The following is a 19,491-nucleotide window of genomic DNA, read 5'->3' as shown; positions in this document are numbered from 1 at the left end:
GATTCTTTTGACATTGTTATTAAAGAATGTGCGTTTGGAAACAGGGTATTTGTACGATCAATCGTTTGTCACGGCTACAGAAACGAAAATAGTTGATATCTTGATTGAAAATGGCAAGTTTATTGAAATAGCTCCAACTATCGAAGCAAGCGATGCAGTAGTAGATGCCAAAAAACAATTACTCGTTCCATCGTTCAAAGAAATGCATACACATATCGATAAAACATATTTCGGTGGTGAGTGGAAAGCGCCAACTCCAGCTACAGAAGGAATTTTTTCTCGTTTAAAAGAAGAAGCGACTTTATTACCTAAACAACTGGATGTAGCTGAAGAGAGAGCAGAGACCATCGTTCGACATTATATAAAAAATGGTCATACGCATATTCGTACACATGTGAATGTTGATCCACAAATTGAGACCAAACATATGGAAATAGCCAAGCGTGTTTTAGAAAGTTATCGAGATCAAATTACGTATGAAATCGTTGCATTCCCACAGCATGGTTTATTACGTAATGGACATGCATTTTTAGCAATTCTTGAAAAAGCTTTACAAATGGGGGCTACTCATATCGGAGGGGTAGACCCTGCTTTAGTAGATCGAAATAGCGGGGAAGTATTAAAAATAACTTTTCAATTAGCCGAAAAATATGATGTTGGAATTGACATTCACTTACATGAACGAAACACATTAGGGGAATTTGAAATTCAACAAATTCACAATGAAATCGAACAACGATCTTTTAATAAAGAAGTAACCCTCAGTCACGCATTCGCATTGGCCGATTTGCCCCAACAATCATTAGACAAGTTAATAGATCAAATGGTTGCAAATAATGTTGGAGTGACAACAACGGTTCCAATTGGTGCAGGTCCGATTACAATCCCAGTGAAGTATTTGTATGATAGGGGCGTAAAAGTTTCTTTCGGGCATGATAGCCTTGTTGATCACTGGTCTCCCTTTGGAAGTGGCGATACGATTCAAAAGTTAAATCAATTTATCCAGCGTTTTGGCTACATTGACGAATGGCATATTGGCCAGTCATTGAAATATGCTACAGGTGGATTAACACCATTGAATGAGGCTGGAGAGCAACAGTGGCCAAAAGTAGGAGACATAGCCAGTGGATTACTAGTAGATGCAATAAGTTCTGCACATCTGATTGCCAGACAATGTCCTATTTCGACAGTGATTTCAAAAGGAAAAATAATCCACGAAGAAGAGATAGAGCTAAAGGGGGAATTTCGATGAGTACCTGGCTACGAAATGTTCGATTGGAAACTGGTGAAGCAACGCGGGAAGATGGTAGCCTACAAACAAAATCCGAGTTGTTCCATATTCAAGTTGCAAAAGAAGGAGTAATTCAAACAATTATTCCTGGATCTGAAAATGTATCGGATGCAGATGCCATTGATATGGAAGGGAAATTAGCACTTCCTGCATTCAAAGAAATGCATAATCATTTGGATAAAACGTATCTCTCATTAGGATGGAGGGCTTGTCGTCCTGTAAAAAATTTATCTGAGAGATTAGCTATTGAAGCTGCTGAGTTAGAGGAACTTGCTGAAACTGTGGAACAAAGAGCATCTGCCATGATTGAATTGCATTTGAATAATGGTGTGAATCATATTCGAACACATGTCAATATTGATCCCTTCATTAAATTGAAAAATTTAGAAGGTGTAAAAAATGCATTAAAAGCCTATGAACAATATTTAACTTATGAAATTGTTGCGTTTCCCCAACATGGCTTACTGGCTCATGAAGAAATGCCTAACTTATTAAGACAAGCATTAGAATCTGGTGCAACAATCTTAGGGGGACTTGATCCGGCAGGCATTGATAAAGACATCGAAAAATCATTGCAAGTCACTATGGATATTGCTAAAGAGTACGGTGTGGATGTTGATATGCATTTACACGATAGAGGACAAGTAGGTTTCTATACGATGGATAAGTGGCTAGACATGGTAAAGGAACAAAATTATGCGGGGAATACTGCATTTAGCCATGCATTTGGTTTAAGTAAATTGTCGCCTCATCTACAAAAGCAATTTGCAAAAAAATTAAGTGAGCATGATGTGGAAATTATGTCTACCATCCCTATTTCCATTAACCATCAGCTGATTCCTCTTAATATATTAAAAACAGAAGGCGTAAAAGTTGCATTAGGTTGTGATGGTTTTTACGATTCTTGGAGTCCTAATTTTTCTGGAGATATTTTGGAAAAAGTGCATAATTTTTGTGACTATACAGGGAAATCGGACGAACGTTCGTTACGTCAGAGTTTAAGTTTAATTACGCAAGGGGTGACACCACTGAATATAGAAGGTACACAAGAATGGCCAAAGATTGGTGAGGAAGCAAGTTTTGTATTTGTGGATGCTAGTTGCAGTGCAGAAGCAGTTGCCAGACTACCGAAAAAAAGATTGTTGATGCATAAAGGTAAGTTGTACAAATCAAAACATTAGAAGTGTGTAGCTGAAAAACATCTAATGAATTGTGTTCACATGCAGGAGACGAGGAGCCAAGAAATCATCGGAACGGAGGGCAACCATACCTTTTATCGATCCGAGAATGATTTATTATGACGCAGATCCTAAGCGTTTGATGAATTGTTGTATTTAAGCGAATTATTAAAGAATAAGGATTCTATTAGGAAATTCATGGATGGATTGTGTATGATTAAAGAGTGGGATAAAAAGAGGAAAAGTTCCCTGTGTTAGATATAACTTCAAAAAAATTATGCATAGTTTCTAATTTGCATATGACGCAGGGAACATACACTCAAAAATAAAGTACAAAGGAGATTAAAACTATGTACCGAAATATTCTAAGACATCCGGGACCTACTCCAATACCTAAAAAAGTGGAATTGGCAATGGCTCAGGATATGATTAGTCATCGTACGGAAGAATTTGTTAAGCTCTATCGAGAAACTACTGCACGTGTGAAACCAATCTTTGGGACGAAGCAGGATATTTTGCTTATTCCTTCGGGCGGTACAGCAGCATTAGAAGCAGCTGTGGTAAATACAGTTTCCCCGGGAGAAGAAGTAGTTGTCATTACAGTAGGTGCATTTGGAGATTATTTTGTTTCCATATGCGAAAAACATGGCTTGCAAGTGCATAAACTTGAAAAAGAGTGGGGAGAGGCCTGTACCAAGGAAGATTTGATAGACTTTTTAAAGCCCTTATCCAATGTGAAGGCTGTGTTTGCCACATATAATGAAACTTCTACAGGAATCTTAAATCCTATTGAGCAATTGGCAGAAGTAGTACGTAATCATTCGGATGCTCTTTTTATAGTAGATGGAGTGAGCTGTATTGGAGGTTCCCCTGCTGAAATGGATGAGTGGGGTATTGATATTTTGGTAACAGGTTCTCAAAAAGCGATGATGCTTCCTCCGGGACTTGCCTTTGTAGCTGTAAGTGAACGGGCATGGAAAGTGATTGAAGCTAATCAAACTACTTCCTATTATTTAAATTTATTAAGCTATCGTGAATGGGCAGAAAAAGGAATGACTCCTAATACTCCAGCGGTTTCGCTCATTATGGGACTTTCCGCTGTGTGCGATTTAATCGAGGAGGAAGGCGGATTTTCGAAAACAGTTGAACGACATGAAATCATGAAAAATATGGTTCGGGAATCCATGAAGGCCTTATCCATTGATTTGTTAGCAAGTGATGAGTATGCATCACCGACAATTACGACGATCCGTACTCCAGAAGGATTGGATCTTGCAGACTTTTTAAGCCATTTAAAGAATAAGTATCACATAGATTTTGCTGGTGGTCTTGGTCCTCTTCAAGGCAAGGTTTTCAGATTTGGACATATGGGATATTGCTTCCCAAGCGACATACTTCAAGCAGTTTCTCTCATCGAAGCAGGCTTGCAAGATTTTTCTTATCCATTTGAGCCTGGAGCTGGAGTAAGTGCGGCACAGCGTGTTTTCTTGTCTTCATTAGGAAAGTAATATATTTGATTGACCGTTTTGATGCTCAAACATCATTCGGTCTTTTTTATACCGAAATTCACCAAAAGCACACATACAGAGCATTCGCCACGATGAATACCCATATCATTATGACGGGACCACTACAGAAGATTTTAGCAAAATGGATAAACATGACTTTATAAGAGCTAAGCTCAGCTTTTCGAAAACCAAATAAGTCCCCCTAACTGACCATTATAAGAATCCTTTCTTTTGGTTAAAGTTTAGTCGCAATAACCTTACCAGAAATGGATTTTTTTATCTTTTTGGAGAAAAAGAGAATCCCACAGAAAAGCCGACAAGTCAGCTTTTCTGTGGGAACTCGTGTTAGTTGGTGAATAATCTAGATTCATGATTGTTTTCTTGCTTCCACAACAGAATTTCATTAGCAACTTTATCAGGATAGTCCCAATGAAGTTGGTGTTGAGTGTCTTCTATACCTATTACCTTTAATGCTTTAATGCCTTTTTTAATTTCCAGTACTCCCTTTTTTCGGGCTGAATCTGTCGGTAGAATGGTTGCATGAAGTAATAAAACAGGGCACTGAATACTATCGAAAGTGGTCGAACAAGGTTCTTTATAGAATGCCTTAATAATTGCTGAAATACTGAAAACATCCGCCTTAAATATATAGTTATCTTCCACTTTTTTAAAGGAAGATGCTATTAGTGAATTAAGATTTGAATCCCATTGCCTTGTTGTGTAACTTTGGTATTCTTTGACCACTTCGTCCCAAGAACCATATATACTTGATTCCACGTATTTCTTCCAATCTATCAAGGCTTTTTCCTCTGTCAGTCCATCAACATGTTCAGGAAAGGCATATCCACCGTCTAATAAAATTACGCCACTTATCTTAGCTGGAAATATTTTTGCTAAGTTTAGGCAAAGGTCTGCTCCCCAAGAATGTCCCAACATGTAAAAAGGTTTGTTCGTAATCTTTTGTATTACTTGATACATACGCTTTGCTAAGGAGGAAAATAGATAATCCTCCTCCAGTTTAAGTGATTCAGTTTCACCATGTCCTGGGTTATCTATAAGAATAAGATGAAAATCTTTTATTAGGTATTCAATAAGCCCAGAAAAACTATTTAAATCACCAGTCATTCCGTGAAGACAAACAAGTGAAGGAAGGCTATTATCACCATATTCACATCCGTGAAAAGTATAGCCATCTACAGATATATTAAACTCTTTCAATTCCATTCTTCCCCCTTAACTTTACCTTTTTTGTTCTATTCCTCAATCAGTTTACCTTTAGCTAAATGTCCCGTTTGTTGAAGGCTATCTTTATCATAGTATCACACTTGTCATTTAACGAACGATCTTCTGTTGTTCAATTAATTGGATTGTCTAACTTAATAGGTCCTCTAATTCAATAGATTTAATATATTAGCCAATCCTAAAAGTGAATTTACTTACTGTATTTCTTCTTGGTGCCCATGCCCGGTCCATTTGTATCCCCATTCAGGTCAAATAAGCAATTTCTCTAAAATGTTCTCTATCCCGGATGCTGTAAACGAACGACCGATAAAATGAAAGTTTAGCTTAAATAGTTATTGACAAGAAATTAAAAGAAGACTAATATTTTGAATAGAAATGATTATCATTATCATTTGAAGGCGGTAGAGATGATAATCAAAATAAAGGAGAATCTTAAATTGAAAAAATTAATCATACCTTTCATTTTAATGTGTGTTCTTATCATTAGTGCTTGTAGCGATAGTACAAAGAACCAGGCAACAGAGGATGCAAGTGAAACAATTACATACCAGTCTGAAAATGGTCCTATAGAAGTACCTGCTCATCCGGAGAGAGTTGTAGTTTTGACTGGTAATGCAGGTGACTTAATCTCACTTGGCATCAATATCGTAGGGGTAGACGAATGGTCTATGGAAAGTCCATTATTTAAAGATCAATTAAAAGATGTAACAGTTGTTTCAGATGAGCAAATAGAGAAAATTATAGAATTACAACCAGATTTAATTATTGGAGCGAGTGATAATAATAACCTAGATAAATTGAAAAAAATTGCTCCAACAGTTATCTATACGTATAATAAAGTAGATTATTTAACACAGCATTTAGAAATTGGTAAAGCGGTAAACAAAGAAAAAGAAGCTCAAGACTGGATTGATGACTTCAAAAAACGTGCAAATACTGTAGGAAATAAAATTAAAGAAAAAATTGGTGAAAATGCAACGGTGACTGTAATGGAAAGTTACGATAAAGATATGGGTATTCTTGGTGATAGTTGGGGAAGAGGCACAGAAGTTCTTTATCAAGCGATGGGGATGAAAATGCCTGAAAAAGTAAAGGAAATGACAAGCAAAGAAGGATACTACATGATTTCCTCTGAAGTATTACCTGACTATGTTGGGGACTACTTGATTGTTAGTAAATACAATGGCCAAGATAATTCCTATCAAAATACGGATCTATATAAAGAAATGCCGGCTGTGAAGAACAACCATGTAATTGAAGTGGATGGAAATACCTTTTTGTTTAACGATTCTTTAACTTTAGATTACCAATTGAACTATTTTGAAGAACAATTTTTAAAATAGTCTGTTGTTTGTACCATAAAACAGCAAACTTTATGAAAAGAGCCTAAAAACAAAAAAGGAACGCAGAATGTAATAATTTAGCATTCTGTGTTCTTTTTTATATATGCTATCATACGTGTTGACTAACCAATAAAATTTGAAAAAGTCTAAAATACTAGTTGTTAATCCCCTGACAAATGCTCCTCGTCCTACAACTACCCCGGGTTAGAAACATCTATGTTAACACAAAGTAAAAAGGTTTACTTCAATAAAATTAGCTATATTATATTGGTTGAATAGATTTTCTTAAAAGACAAGAAAAGTAGGTGAACAAAGTGGGAAAATATCAATTGGATACAAAAGGTAAGATGGCTGTGGCTAAGTATCATGAAAAACACAAGCCTGCTAAATTTGATAAAAAGCAGCAACTTGAAAAAATACGTGCGGAGTATTTGAAAAAAAAACAAACAGATAAATAATATGAATGAAAACATATGAGGGCTATAAAAGCTCCCTATGTTTTTCTTATTTGAAATTCTTTTTTCAATTGATGATAGAGTTTATTATTCTCCTAAACTTCCGATTCGGTGACGAAAAACTCGTCATCAGATATTCATTCTTCGCTAATTCATTTTGACATTGCTTCTATAGCCATTAAATTCTGTCTCTTTGATAGAAACCATTTATATTAATTTAAACAAAGGTGGCAGTTGTAATTTTTATGATTGTTTCTGACATAGGGAACAAAAACTTACTTCGGAGCAACTTTTTGAGAAGTAAGATTCTTGGAATGAAGTCATTTATAGCAGCGTAAGCAGTAGCCTGGCAATGGATGTACTTTCAGGGCTATATATCTCCAGTTAAACCTCGAATATTATTGGTACAGAAATTATTAACAATGCTAATTTGAATGTCATTTTATGCGGAGAGGCGGCGGAGAAATGCCCGGTGATCATTTGAATAAAAAGGGAGAACACTGGTGATTTGGCGATTCTGAAAAGGTAGAAGGATCTAAAGAAGAAAATGTACGGGAATTTACATTAACTGGGAGTTAATAAATAGCAAAAACGTATCTATTAATCAGGTACGTTTTTTTTATTTGGTTTTATTTTTATAAAAACTTAACCTTTCAACTCAAAAAAATAGGATGAACCAAAATAGAGTTAGACAATATAGAAAATTATAAATATTTATTTACAACAAAAAAATTTATGGTAAAATTAAAAACAATTACAGTACCACAGTAATTATTCCTCGATTAGAAGAAAGGAATTCAGTTATGGAAGAAATTTTCAGAAAAATCAAGCAACTAAGATTTGAACAAGGAATGACTTTAAAAGATTTAAGTGAAAAAACAGACTTGTCGGTTAGTTTTCTATCGCAAATAGAGAGAGGGACATCTTCCCTGGCTATTACCTCTTTAAAAAAAATTGCCGATGCTTTCGGAGTAAAAATGATTCATTTTTTTGAGGAATCGGAGAGCTTAAATTATGCCGTAAAAAAGCAAGATCAAAAGCCATTTAAAATAGAAAGTTCCGATTCTACTTATATACGGTTAAGTAATAATTTTGCCGATCGAAAAATAGAGCCATTTCTTGTAACTATGCAGCCGCGTCAAAAGGATATTGAGTTAGTTAAGCATCCTGGTGAAGAATTTTATTTTGTATTAAAAGGAGCAGTACTACTTACTGTTGATCAAAGTGAGTATTACTTGCGAGAAGGGGAAGCGATCCATTTTCCGTCTACTCTTCCTCATATGTGGGAGAATCCGCTAGATCAAGAAACCATTCTACTTTCCGTTATTACTCCAGTTATTTTTTAACTGGGTAGAATAGAAACTACTTTTGAAAGGAGGAATGCCCCGTCATTCTAAAGCCTTTTACTACTTATGCAGTAGGCAATTCAGAAAACTTGATTTCATATTGTTAAAACAAGGATACGAGCTTAAGTGAACTAGAAAGGGAGGAAATACAAATGTCGCGTTATCGTCTTGGAGTGGATATTGGAGGTACTTTTACTGATTTGGTTGTCTATGATCGCATAAAAAATGTTTATCACACGAAAAAAACATTAACAACTCCACATAATTTAGCTGAAGGGGTTTTAGAAGCTATTGGTCACTATGTCATAGATTTATCTGAAATTGAATACTTTGTCCATGGAACAACATCTGGTTTAAATGCTTTCTTGGAAAGAAAGGGAGCAAATGTAGCACTTATTGTGACAAAAGGTTTTAGAGATGTTTACGAAATTGGCCGAGCTAATCGGACTGAAATGTACAATATTCAATTTAATAAACCAGCAAGCCTTGTAGAGAGGGAGCATATTTATGAGGTTTGTGAACGGGTGACATTTGATGGCTCTGTCGTAACACCATTAGATGAGGGAAATTTGCATCAAATCATTGAAGAACTAAAGGACAAAAATTATGATGCTGTTGCGGTGTGCTTAATGCATGCTTACCGTAATCCGGAACATGAGTATCTCATTCGAATGATGATTGAGAAAGAACTGGATATTCCTGTCTCTCTTTCTAGTGATATTGCAAGAGAATGGAGGGAATATGAACGGGTTAGTACAACGGTTATTAATGCGTACATTGCTCCAATTGTAAAAAAATACTTAAATATTCTGGAACAAGAAGTTGAAAAAAGAGGTTTCAAAAAGGATATCTATATTATGCAGTCTAATGGCGGGGTTATGACTTCAAAAATTGCTAAACGTCTACCGTTGCAGACGCTTATGTCTGGTCCGGTTGGTGGAACAATCGGAGGAATGAACTTAACAAAGCTGACAGGTGATCCTAACCTGATTTGCATAGATATGGGTGGTACCAGTTTTGATGTAAGTATGATTATCGATGGGCAACCAGATATTACAGCAGAAATAAATATGGAAGGCTTTCCTATCCTATCGCCAATGGTTAATATCCATACGATTGGAGCGGGAGGAGGTTCGATTGCTTGGGTAGAAGCAGGTGGATTGCGTGTTGGTCCGAAAAGTGCTGGCTCTTCGCCTGGACCGGCTTGTTATGGTAAAGGCGGAAAGCAGCCAACTGTAACGGATGCTAACTTAGTGCTTGGCCGTATTGATGAAAATAACTTCTTAGGTGGAGATATCAAGCTGGATAAACAAGCTGCAATCCTAGCGGTGAAATCAGTAGCTGACCAAATTGGCTTGTCGATACAAGAAACGGCAGAAGGTATCTGTGATGTTGCTAATGCCAAAATGGCGGATGCGATTCGTACATTGACCGTTAAACGGGGTATTGATCCTCGTGACTTTACACTAGTAGCTTTTGGCGGCGCCGGACCAATGCATGCCGTATTAATTGCGGATTTATTAGATATGAAGAAAGTGTTTGTTCCAAGCGTTTCGGGAACATTTTCTGCATGGGGAATGCTGCAAACAGATATCCGTTTTGATACGGTTCGAAATTACGTCGCAAGCATTAACCAAGTTAATTATGCTGAAGTAGAGTCTTTATATGAAGAAATGAAGCAAGAAAGTATTTCAGTATTAAACCAGCAGAACATTCAAACAGATGATATTAGATTTCAAAATAGTATAGATGTCCGTTATGAAGGTCAAGAGTATACGGTTAATATTGAAAACGATAAGAATGATCTTAAGGAAATTGAAAAGGATTTCCATCAAGCCCACTTAGATATATATGGGCATAATAATCCAATAGGGTTAATTGAAATTGTGAATCTTCGTGTAACCGCTTTTGGAGATTTGGAAAAAGTAGAATATGTAAAATCCACGAATCGGGTAGAACAACAAGCAATGCCGGCATCTAATCGCAAAGTTGTATGGAATAATACTGTAGATGAAACAAATGTCTTCTCTACAGATGATTTGTTGTACGGAAATTATTTTAGCGGACCTGCAATAGTGGAAGATAAAAACTCAACACTCGTTATACCGCCAAAACATTATATTTCAATTGATGAATATCAAAATATTGAAATTTTGAAGAAAACAGCAGAACAGGAGGTTTTGGTATGAGCACTAAACAGAAAGCTTACTTAGAAAATCCAATTACAACTGAAATTATAAGGAATGCACTTATTTCAGCAGCAGATGAAATGAATGCAAGTTTAGCTAGAAGCGCATTTTCTCCTATTATTTATGAAATGAAGGATTGCAGTGTTTGTATTTTTAACCGTGATATAGAGCTGTTAGGACAATCAGCAGGGTTGCCTATTTTTCTAGGAAATATTGATGAGTGTATTAAAGTAACGACTGATGTAATTGGTGGAATTGAAAAATATAAAGACGGCGATGTATATATTTTGAATGATTCGTATATTGGAGGAACTCATTTAAATGATGTCACAGTTTTCTCTCCGATTTTCTTTGAAGATGAGCTTGTTGGCTTCACAGCAAACCGTGCCCATTGGTTAGATATTGGCTCTAAGGATCCAGGATATCCTATGGATGCTACAAGTATATATCAAGAAGGAATTCGAATACCGCCTACGAAAATTTATAGTAATGGAAAGCCCATTGAAGATGTGATTCGTCTGATCATTTCTAACAATCGTTTTCGTGAAGCTGCACTAGGAGATCTTAATGCACAAATCGCCGCATGCAGAACAGGGGAGAAAAGGTTTAAGGAATTGATTGTACGCTTTGGGATTGACCGGATTAATCGCTGTATCCATGATATCTTTAAGCAATCAGAGGAAATGGATCGTAGTGTTATTCGCAATATACCAGATGGAGAGTATGAAGCGGAAGGTTATCTTGATAATGATGGGGTAAAGGATGAGCCAATCCTCGTAAAGGTTAAGGTAACGGTTAAAGGAGAATATATTACGATTGATCTCACTGGCTCTAGTAAACAGCGCTTTGGACAAACAAACTGCGGATATGCACAGACCATTTCAGCCTGCCGTGTAGCTTTTAAAGATTTAATTAGTCCAAATTCTCCAGTAACAGGAGGAAACTTCAGAACGATGAATGTTATTGCGCCAAAAGCAACGATATTCCATGCTGTAGAACCTGCTCCATGCGGTTGGTACTTCACTCCACTAGGCCTACTAATTGATTTAATTATTAAAGCGCTTTCACCTGTAATGAAGGATAAGGCGGCTGGAGCCCATTATGGAGATTCAATGGTTGTTACATTTGCGGGGATTGATGAGAAAACAAGTGAATCATTTCTAAGCGTAGAAGCAACTGCTGGTGGATGGGGTGCATTCCATAAAGGAGACGGTCAATCTGCTTTGATCAATCACGTAAGTGGTGACTTTAAAAACCTCCCTATTGAAGTATTTGAATCGAAGTATCCGATTAGGATTAATCAATACGGGCTAAGAGAAAATTCCGGAGGTGATGGTCAATATCGCGGAGGACTTGGGGTTGTGAGAGAATACGAGATTCTCAGCGAAGATACAACTGTTTCCCTATGGTTCGAAAGATCAAAGACTCCAGCTTGGGGACTTTTTGGTGGGCAGCCTGGCCAAAAGCCCGATGTAGAAATCATTTCTGATGGGCAAGTGGAACATTTGCTGAAGGTAAATGGCAAAAGGATCCGAAAAGGCGATATTGTCAAGGTCATGACTGGCGGAGGCGGTGGTTTCGGGGATCCGTCTGGAAGATCCGCTAAAGATAAGGAAATTGATAAGAAGAATCAGTATGTTACAGCAGAATAAGTATATCACGGACTGCTAAAATCGTAATATTACACCAATGTGGAAGGATATTCTTAAAAAATATTAAAGAGATTCCTTCCTATGTTATTTAATAATACAATACTGATTATTCGGTGAATTCATTTTTTAAGAGGATGTGCATTGACTTTGGAAAGAATTAAATTCAGCTTCGAAGGTGGAGGAGAGGTTTATGCTACATTGCTTGTGGAAAAAGCTCCATTAACATGTGAAAAGGTCTGGAATTCACTACCTTTTGAAACTGTTGCTACACAATCTCGTTGGTCAGGAAGGGAATTCAACTTTGCTTATGAAGAAACAGATTTGCCACCTAGAGAAAATCAAACCATTTATACAAGTATTGGAGAAGTTTGCTATTGGAGAGATTGGAACTGGGAAGAAGAAGGAACTTTACCTCAAGCACTAGCAATCTATTATGGGGCTGAAATGGCAAGAAGTCACAAAGGACATGAGCCGGTAAACATTTTCGCTCAAATTGATTATGGTGATTTCGAGAAGCTATTTAAGATTGGTGAAAGAATTTGGCTTGAGGGAAAAGAGAAAATTTTTATAGAGAGACATGAAGAATAGAATTGAAACGTAGAAGGATTACTCCATAGTCATACACCTAGAAAAAACATATTTAATTTAATAATGAGGAGGAAAAGGTATATGGCATCCATGGATGATGATAAGGCTTTGGCAAAAGTTCCTGAATCCGATAGGCAGCACTGGATTGTGCCGGCAACTATTTTTGGGGGATTGGAGTTTTCGGTTCCAGTCATCATGATAGGAGCGGCACTGGCAGGAAGTTTTGGATTGTCGAAGGTATTATTAATTCTAATAATAGGGCTTGTTGTAATACAGTGGGTTGGAAATGCGCTCCAAGGGTATCTAGGTGCAAAAACGGGTCTGCCTTCTGCAGTTATTGCAAGAACCAGCTTTGGATCTTTACAGGCAAGATTCTTAATCGGCTTGGCCCTTGTAATCTTAAATATCGGCTGGTTTGCTGTAAATACAGCTGTGGCTGGAAATGCGATTTCAGCTGTGCTCGGTGTGGATTACAAAGAACAGTGGTTGCTATGGGCACTATTAACTGCTATTGCAGGTATTCTTTTTTCATTACCAGCCATTATTGGCTATAATTCCATGAAGTGGACGGATTACTTGGCGGTACCAGCGGGATTGTTATTAATTTTTGCAGGTGTTTTCTACTCGTTAAAAGGTGCAGGCTGGGAAAAAATCGCTTCTTGGAATCCTGAACCTTCTTTGACCTTTTGGGGAGGAGTCAGTCTTATATTAGGAGCAAACGTTGCCCAATGGTTAATTGCTTCTGATTATACTAGATATTCGAAACCAACGTTTAAAGATCAAGCACTAATACCGCTCGGAATTATCGTAATTGGATTTGTTTTCTTCTTAACAGGTGCGGTCATGTCTGTAGGAGTGGGAAATGCTGATATCGTTGCTGTCATGCAAGATTTAGGGTTTCCTTTCTGGGGCTTCTTAATTTTATGGCTTGCTCTTTGGACTAGTCAAATTGTCGCTAGTTATTCAACAGGCCTTGCAGCAGCCAATATGTTTAATATTGATTCTGGGAAAGGGCGTGCTTGGCTAACTATCGGCGGATCAATCGCTGGAATCATACTAGCCTTAGCAGGAATTTTAGATTTCTTTATGGATTTCTTGATCTTATTAGGAGTCATTTATCCAGCCATTGCAGGAGTGATGTTTGCCGACTTTTTCTTTATCCGAAATAAAAAGTGGGTGGACAAAAACGGCTGGAATTGGATCGCCACCCTTGCACTATTAATAGGTGCCTTTGTTGGGTATTTGACTCAATATAAGGTGCCAATAGGAATACCTGCTGTTCAATCTCTAATCATTTCAGGAATTGTATACTTGGTTATGATGAGATTAAAGGCTAAGGTAAAGCCAGATCATTTTACAGAGTTTGATGATGTTATAAACGAAAATACGAATAAGGCAGTTAATAATTAAATTTGTTGAATGATACAAATTGTAAAAGTAAACTTTCGGGGCGGATTATTTTCGATCCCGAAGGTTTATTACTTATTTTAATAGCTAATCGTCTATGAAAGTAACCAATAACTAACGTACCTTCTGCTTCCTCATTCACTGCGTTGCAACTCGCTTCTCCTGGGTAAAAATTGGCGTACCCACATGGAATGTTTACTCGTTTAAAGATACACTCCCTACAACTAATTTAGGGGGAGATTTCGTTATTTTGCTAGATGATAGATCTAACTTCTTCCATGGATTAATCCACAAAAAATCATATGGCTCAAGTGAATTCAACCCCCAAATATGTACTTTTCGTTACAGACCATGTACCTTTTGTTCTAAATATGGGCACTTGGTTATAAAAACAGCCGAGGCAATATTTCCCCGATTATAATGTGTTTTGTATCCCAAATTGTTTGCATTTATTTGGTCATATAATTCACATTTCCGGAGGGGTCATCGTGCCAAATACACAGCAGCTGAATAGAGAAGAACAGCAGCCAGAAAAGAATAAGAAGAAATTTGAGATGCCGCATATTTATGTTATTTTATTTGTCTTTAGTGCGTTAGCGGCATTGACCACATATTTTATCCCAGCGGGGGAGTTTGAACGTGTGCCAGGACCAGATGGCAGAACGACCATCGATCCAAATTCCTTTCAATATGTTGATCAGACACCAGTAGGTATTCAGGACTTTATAACAGTTATTCCTCGAGGGTTGATCGATGCGGGAGAAGTTGTATTCTTCACCTTTATCATTGGTGGAATGTTCATGGTACTTAGACGTACAGGAATTATTGAAATTGCGGTTGATAAACTAGCAAGGAAATTTGCGAATCAAAGTATTATGCTCATTCCTGTTTTAACAACAGTATTCGCATTGATAGCTACATTGATCGGAACAGCTGAATTATCGCTCGTTTATATTCCAGTAATCATGCCGCTGATTATTGCGCTTGGTTACGATTCCATAACAGCAGCAGCTATTGCACTTTGTGGGACCGTTGTCGGGTTTACAGCAGGAGTATTAAATCCGATTAACACAGGACTTGGACAGAAGTTATCGGGACTGCCGGTTTTCTCTGGTCTTGGATTACGTTTAATCGTATTTATCGTGACGGTTACAGCAGCAATTTTATTCATTACCCATTACGCAAAGAAAATCAAAAAAAATCCAAAGAACAGTCTTGTGTATGAAGATGATATGGAAAAACGCTCATTGTATAACAATGTGGGTAAAGCTGAAGCAATTCCTGCTACAGCAAGACAAAAGTGGGCAGCGATTGTAGCACTTGTATTCTTCGCAGTACTTGTATACGGTGTCATTTCAAGAGGTTGGTTTATGGTTGAAATGGCGGGACTCTTTATCATTATGGGAATCGTCGTAGGGATTATTTCTGGTCTGAAAGTCGGAGATATTTGCGAAGCATTTAATCAAGGTTTTAAAGATGTTTTAATGGGTGCGTTCATCGTTGGACTTGCCCGAGCGGTCGCTGTTGTACTAGAGGACGGTAACATTATGGATACGATTGTCCATGCACTTGGTGCGGTCGTTGGTGATTTGCCGCCAGCATTAGCAGCAGTTGGTATGTATGTTGTACAAGTTCTTATCAACTTTGTTATTTCGTCCGGCAGTGGACAAGCACTCGTAACAATGCCGATTATGGCACCGCTTGCAGACATGGTTGGAGTAACAAGACAAACCGCTGTTCTTGCTTATCAGCTTGGAGATGGATTTACACATATTTTCTACCCGACAAGCGGATACTTCATGGCAGCATTAGCGATTGCAGGAGTAAAATGGCAAACGTGGATTCGTTTCTTCTATCCATTATTCTTAATATGGGCTGGAATTTCTATTGTCGTACTTGTCATCGCCCAATTAATTGGTTGGTCATAATAATTGTAAAAAAAGCATCCATGCATATGGGTGCTTTTTTTTATAATACGTTCGGTGATGGGAGAAGTAGGCTAATCAAACAAAGGTTAGCCTACTTCTTATTTTTGGCCAGACAAAGCAATAGTCGCTCATTTAAATCCTAATTTTTGCATAACGTTTTTGGCAAAGGAGCGGCTGACGGGTACTTTTGAACCGTCTTTTAAAAATAAATTATAGGCACGGTTAAACCATGGTTCCATGGCAGAAACATACTTGACATTGACAATGTATCCCCGATGTACTTGTAAAAAGTCGTCACCTAGTTTTTCAATCAATTGATAAAGCAATAAATCCGATTCATATTTGTGATGAGCGGTTTTAATGAAAGATTGGCGGTTTTCTGTTCCGATATAGTAAATCTCATCTGCCTGGACAATAATCATTCGATCTCCGTCTTTTGCCGGAATTGTTTTGGTTCCTTGCGGCTGAGTACTTTTTTGCTTTTGCGGATCATTATGGAACTGAGCATGTGTTAGTAATTTGTCTACGGTTTTGCGCAGTCTTGTTTCATCGATTGGTTTGACAATGTAATCAACTGCATCGAGATTAAATGCCTCGAGCGCATATTCATCGTAAGCCGTTGCAAATACAATCATCGGCTGCTTTTTCATATGTATAAATTGTTTGGCCAGTTCCAATCCATTCCCTTTGGCAAGCTCGATGTCTAGAAACACAACATCCGGTTGAAGATTATTAATATCCCATAGCGCCTCATGCATCGTTTCAGATTCACCGATGATTTCTATATCGCCTGTTTCGGTTAATAAATACTTTAATTCTTCTCGTGCAAATTGTTCGTCTTCTACGATAAAAGCTTGTAACATATCCATCTATCTCCTATTAAAAGTGTATCGGTAATGTGATAAAAATGGTTGTTCCTTGTCCTTGCTTACTTTCCATTTTAAAAGTGGCATCTTGACTAAATAGTGCAGTTAAGCGTTCTTTAATATTGAATAGCGCAGATCCGCTGCCGTTTTTCATTGAATTGACAACACGCTGACCTAAATCAGCAAGCCTTTCTGGTGGTACGCCAACCCCGTTATCTGTAACGGTTAATAGCAGTTTCGCTTCTTCTTGTTTAATATCAATGCGGATTTTTCCAATTCCTCCTAGGTCTTTTAACTCTCCATGTGTAATAGCATTTTCAACAAGCGGCTGCAGTATGAAGGGGGGGATGAGCGCATTATTCAGATGTGAATCCATTTCAATGGTAAGCTCAAACTTATCCGGAAACCGGGCGTTTTCTAATGCGAAATAAGCGTGGACATTTTCCAACTCTTTTTCAACACGAACAAGACGATCTGTAAGTCCCCTTAAATTATTCCTTAAAAAGGTCGATAAATGGAGCAGCAATTGACGTGCTAGCAAAGGATCCATTCGGCATAGCGCCACAATTGTATTTAAAGCATTGAACAAAAAATGCGGGTGAATCTGAGCATGAAGCGCTTTTACTTCAGCATCCTGCAACAAGTGATTATAACGTTCAACCTCGCCCAACTCCAATTGACTGGAAAACAGATTGCTGAGCCCTTCAGCCATTTCCCGATCTACAGATGTTACGTGAAATGGATGGTTAAAGTAAAATGTTAGGGTCCCAATCGTTTTCTTTTTAACAATTAACGGAAAAATAATAAACTCATACTCTGAGGAGTGAGCGCTTTCCATCTTCCCGGTTTTAAATACGAGCTCTCTATATTTTATTTCAGATTGGCTGCTAGGTCCGCCCGTATGTGCAAGCTCTCTAATGCCCCGTGTGATTGCCACATCGTCAACGTTTGTTAACTGCTGGATGATCTTCGTCGCTTTTGTCGCAGAGGATTCGTTTAATCCTTGGCGAAAAAGTGTCAACGTCTGATTTGCAATCGAGAGTGCAGTTGCCGTTTGACTGGCGCGTGAATGTTCCTCATCTTGAATAACGCTATTAAAAACAATGGCACAGATCCAGATTCCGATACTATTAATGATGATAATAGGTATCCCAGTATAACTGATCAAATGAAGAGCGGTACTGTGCTGGGAAGCAAACAAGGGGATAAGCAAAATTTGAATGAGAAGGATCAAAAGACCACTACCAAACATTGGAAATGGCCGCATTAAGCCTAGGCCTCGCAATTTACGACCAAACAGCCCTGCCAATCCGCCACCAATAAGTGAGGTGAAGAAAGTAGCATCGCTAATAAATCCTCCCATAATGAGACGATGTCCACCAGCAATCAATGCCGACCCAAGCCCAACTACTGGACCGCCTACCAAGCCACCTATGATGATGCCGATATTGCGTGTATCGGCAATAGCATTGTCCATTTCAAGCGCAGGATTCCACAAGTTGGAAATCATATGTGCTTCTGGATTGACGACGATGGCCGTATAATTTCCGATTACACCAAATAAACCAAAGAGCATAATCATGATAAAACTGTCTTTGATATTTAGATCTCGATAAATCATCTGTCTAAAAATGCGCAAACGTGTAATGAGGAAAGCAATCGTAATAATGAGTGTCATTCTTGATAGCATTTGTACTAGTAAATCCCACATGTCGGAATCCCCATTTCTTTTCTATTCTAATATAAAGGAGAGTTTCCTTCCGTTATTTTTAGTAATGTTTACATGAAAATTTAAACCAATTAAAGAGGCTTTTAAATAGTATCTCCTCTTTTCCCTTGTCTATTAATGACACAACAAGCGTAGTCGATGATTGCACAGCATGTGATGCACTGCCAAGAGCGAAGTCTTTGCCCTAGTTCCTATAAAAACGCACTAGTTCAGAACTGGGAAGAGATTTTGGGTGATGGAAAAGGTCAATGAAGAGGTGATCCCGAAGAGTTTAGCTAGGAGAGCGACAGTGACCATTCCAGAACTGGCTTCAACCAATCCACTTCCTACTTTGGGGAATGAGTCCTTTAATTTGGTTTTCTTTTTAGATAAGTCTATGTTTTGTTAAAGTAAAGAATCGTAATCATTCAACTTTTGATTTAACGCATTTAACATCTCAGTGAAATGTACCACTACTATTGTACATATCTTTACAAGTAAATAGGGTCATTTTGCAAAAATTGTATCAAAAAAATATCTAATTACTTTAAGTAAATAGTGTTATAAAAAACATTTGAAGATTTTTCTAAACATACCTTTACTAAATCTGGTTTATTAATTAAAAAAAACTGTCATTTCTTTTTAGTATGGGTGGAACAAATCAGCAATTAACGAAACAGGGTGATTCAAAGACTTAGTATAAGAAAGGAAGCGTCTGTTATGTTTGCCCCTCAAAATAAAAATACCTTGAATTCAAACATTTTTGTTGCATTATTATCACTTGAGTAGT

The 19,491-nt window shown here is 37.5% G+C and carries 14 protein-coding genes; 11 read left to right on the top strand and 3 right to left on the bottom strand.

The features are described 5' to 3' along the window. Positions 1-7: 7 nt before the first annotated feature. From ACIQ38_RS10070 to ACIQ38_RS10060, 3 genes are all read left to right on the top strand, one after another. Positions 8-1,252, top strand: coding sequence for an amidohydrolase (locus ACIQ38_RS10070; protein ID WP_402821785.1), 1,245 nt, complete (start codon positions 8-10; stop codon positions 1,250-1,252). Then, complete coding sequence (locus ACIQ38_RS10065; RefSeq protein ID WP_402821782.1) at positions 1,249-2,472, top strand: amidohydrolase; 1,224 nt, start codon at positions 1,249-1,251, stop codon at positions 2,470-2,472. Before ACIQ38_RS10070 ends, ACIQ38_RS10065 begins: the two co-directional genes overlap by 4 nt. A gap of 347 nt (positions 2,473-2,819) precedes the next feature. Further along, positions 2,820-3,977 carry a pyridoxal-phosphate-dependent aminotransferase family protein gene (locus ACIQ38_RS10060; protein ID WP_402821780.1) on the top strand — a complete coding sequence of 386 codons (1,158 nt, stop codon included), beginning with the start codon at positions 2,820-2,822 and terminating at the stop codon, positions 3,975-3,977. Positions 3,978-4,322: 345 nt separating this feature from the next. On the opposite strand, the gene ACIQ38_RS10055 is transcribed toward ACIQ38_RS10060, so the two are convergent. Then, positions 4,323-5,195 (bottom strand): alpha/beta fold hydrolase, encoded by an 873-nt coding sequence (locus ACIQ38_RS10055; RefSeq protein ID WP_402821777.1) that lies wholly within the window; start codon positions 5,193-5,195, stop codon positions 4,323-4,325. Between the two features lie 461 nt (positions 5,196-5,656). On the opposite strand from ACIQ38_RS10055, the gene ACIQ38_RS10050 reads away from it, so the two are divergent. The 8 genes from ACIQ38_RS10050 (at position 5,657) to ACIQ38_RS10015 (ending at position 16,127) form a co-directional block, all read left to right on the top strand. Next, a complete protein-coding gene (locus tag ACIQ38_RS10050; RefSeq protein ID WP_402821774.1) occupies positions 5,657-6,562 on the top strand; it encodes an ABC transporter substrate-binding protein in 906 nt (301 codons plus the stop codon). Between the two features lie 314 nt (positions 6,563-6,876). Continuing rightward, a complete protein-coding gene (locus ACIQ38_RS10045; protein ID WP_402821772.1) occupies positions 6,877-7,020 on the top strand; it encodes a hypothetical protein in 144 nt (47 codons plus the stop codon). An 800-nt stretch (positions 7,021-7,820) separates the two neighbouring features. Beyond that, positions 7,821-8,363: a helix-turn-helix domain-containing protein gene (locus ACIQ38_RS10040; protein ID WP_402821767.1), complete on the top strand. Its 543-nt coding sequence runs from the start codon at positions 7,821-7,823 to the stop codon at positions 8,361-8,363. A 152-nt stretch (positions 8,364-8,515) separates the two neighbouring features. Then, positions 8,516-10,552: a hydantoinase/oxoprolinase family protein gene (locus tag ACIQ38_RS10035; RefSeq protein WP_402821764.1), complete on the top strand. Its 2,037-nt coding sequence runs from the start codon at positions 8,516-8,518 to the stop codon at positions 10,550-10,552. Further along, positions 10,549-12,204: a hydantoinase B/oxoprolinase family protein gene (locus ACIQ38_RS10030; protein WP_402821761.1), complete on the top strand. Its 1,656-nt coding sequence runs from the start codon at positions 10,549-10,551 to the stop codon at positions 12,202-12,204. Before ACIQ38_RS10035 ends, ACIQ38_RS10030 begins: the two co-directional genes overlap by 4 nt. A 141-nt stretch (positions 12,205-12,345) precedes the next feature. Further along, entirely contained in the window at positions 12,346-12,792 is a 447-nt protein-coding gene (locus ACIQ38_RS10025; RefSeq protein ID WP_402821758.1) for a DUF3830 family protein, read from the top strand. Between the two features lie 81 nt (positions 12,793-12,873). Beyond that, a complete protein-coding gene (locus ACIQ38_RS10020; protein ID WP_402821755.1) occupies positions 12,874-14,202 on the top strand; it encodes a purine-cytosine permease family protein in 1,329 nt (442 codons plus the stop codon). 551 nt (positions 14,203-14,753) lie between these two features. Beyond that, a complete protein-coding gene (locus ACIQ38_RS10015) occupies positions 14,754-16,127 on the top strand; it encodes a YfcC family protein (protein WP_402822549.1) in 1,374 nt (457 codons plus the stop codon). A gap of 128 nt (positions 16,128-16,255) precedes the next feature. On the opposite strand, the gene ACIQ38_RS10010 is transcribed toward ACIQ38_RS10015, so the two are convergent. Beyond that, positions 16,256-16,990: a LytR/AlgR family response regulator transcription factor gene (locus ACIQ38_RS10010; protein WP_402821752.1), complete on the bottom strand. Its 735-nt coding sequence runs from the start codon at positions 16,988-16,990 to the stop codon at positions 16,256-16,258. Positions 16,991-17,006: 16 nt separating this feature from the next. After that, a complete protein-coding gene (locus ACIQ38_RS10005; protein ID WP_402821750.1) occupies positions 17,007-18,704 on the bottom strand; it encodes a LytS/YhcK type 5TM receptor domain-containing protein in 1,698 nt (565 codons plus the stop codon). Positions 18,705-19,491: the final 787 nt, after the last annotated feature.

Source organism: Psychrobacillus sp. NPDC096389 (genome assembly GCF_044762855.1).
GTDB lineage: Bacteria > Bacillota > Bacilli > Bacillales_A > Planococcaceae > Psychrobacillus.
This window is presented reverse-complemented; position numbering and strand designations above follow the sequence as displayed.

Coding starts and splice junctions, on each gene's coding strand:
- ACIQ38_RS10010 (WP_402821752.1), bottom strand. CDS start 16,990: ATGTTACAAGCTTTTATCGTAGAAGACGAACAATTTGCACGAGAAGAA.
- ACIQ38_RS10035 (WP_402821764.1), top strand. CDS start 8,516: ATGTCGCGTTATCGTCTTGGAGTGGATATTGGAGGTACTTTTACTGAT.
- ACIQ38_RS10020 (WP_402821755.1), top strand. CDS start 12,874: ATGGCATCCATGGATGATGATAAGGCTTTGGCAAAAGTTCCTGAATCC.
- ACIQ38_RS10030 (WP_402821761.1), top strand. CDS start 10,549: ATGAGCACTAAACAGAAAGCTTACTTAGAAAATCCAATTACAACTGAA.
- ACIQ38_RS10040 (WP_402821767.1), top strand. CDS start 7,821: ATGGAAGAAATTTTCAGAAAAATCAAGCAACTAAGATTTGAACAAGGA.
- ACIQ38_RS10060 (WP_402821780.1), top strand. CDS start 2,820: ATGTACCGAAATATTCTAAGACATCCGGGACCTACTCCAATACCTAAA.
- ACIQ38_RS10005 (WP_402821750.1), bottom strand. CDS start 18,704: ATGTGGGATTTACTAGTACAAATGCTATCAAGAATGACACTCATTATT.
- ACIQ38_RS10015 (WP_402822549.1), top strand. CDS start 14,754: ATGCCGCATATTTATGTTATTTTATTTGTCTTTAGTGCGTTAGCGGCA.
- ACIQ38_RS10065 (WP_402821782.1), top strand. CDS start 1,249: ATGAGTACCTGGCTACGAAATGTTCGATTGGAAACTGGTGAAGCAACG.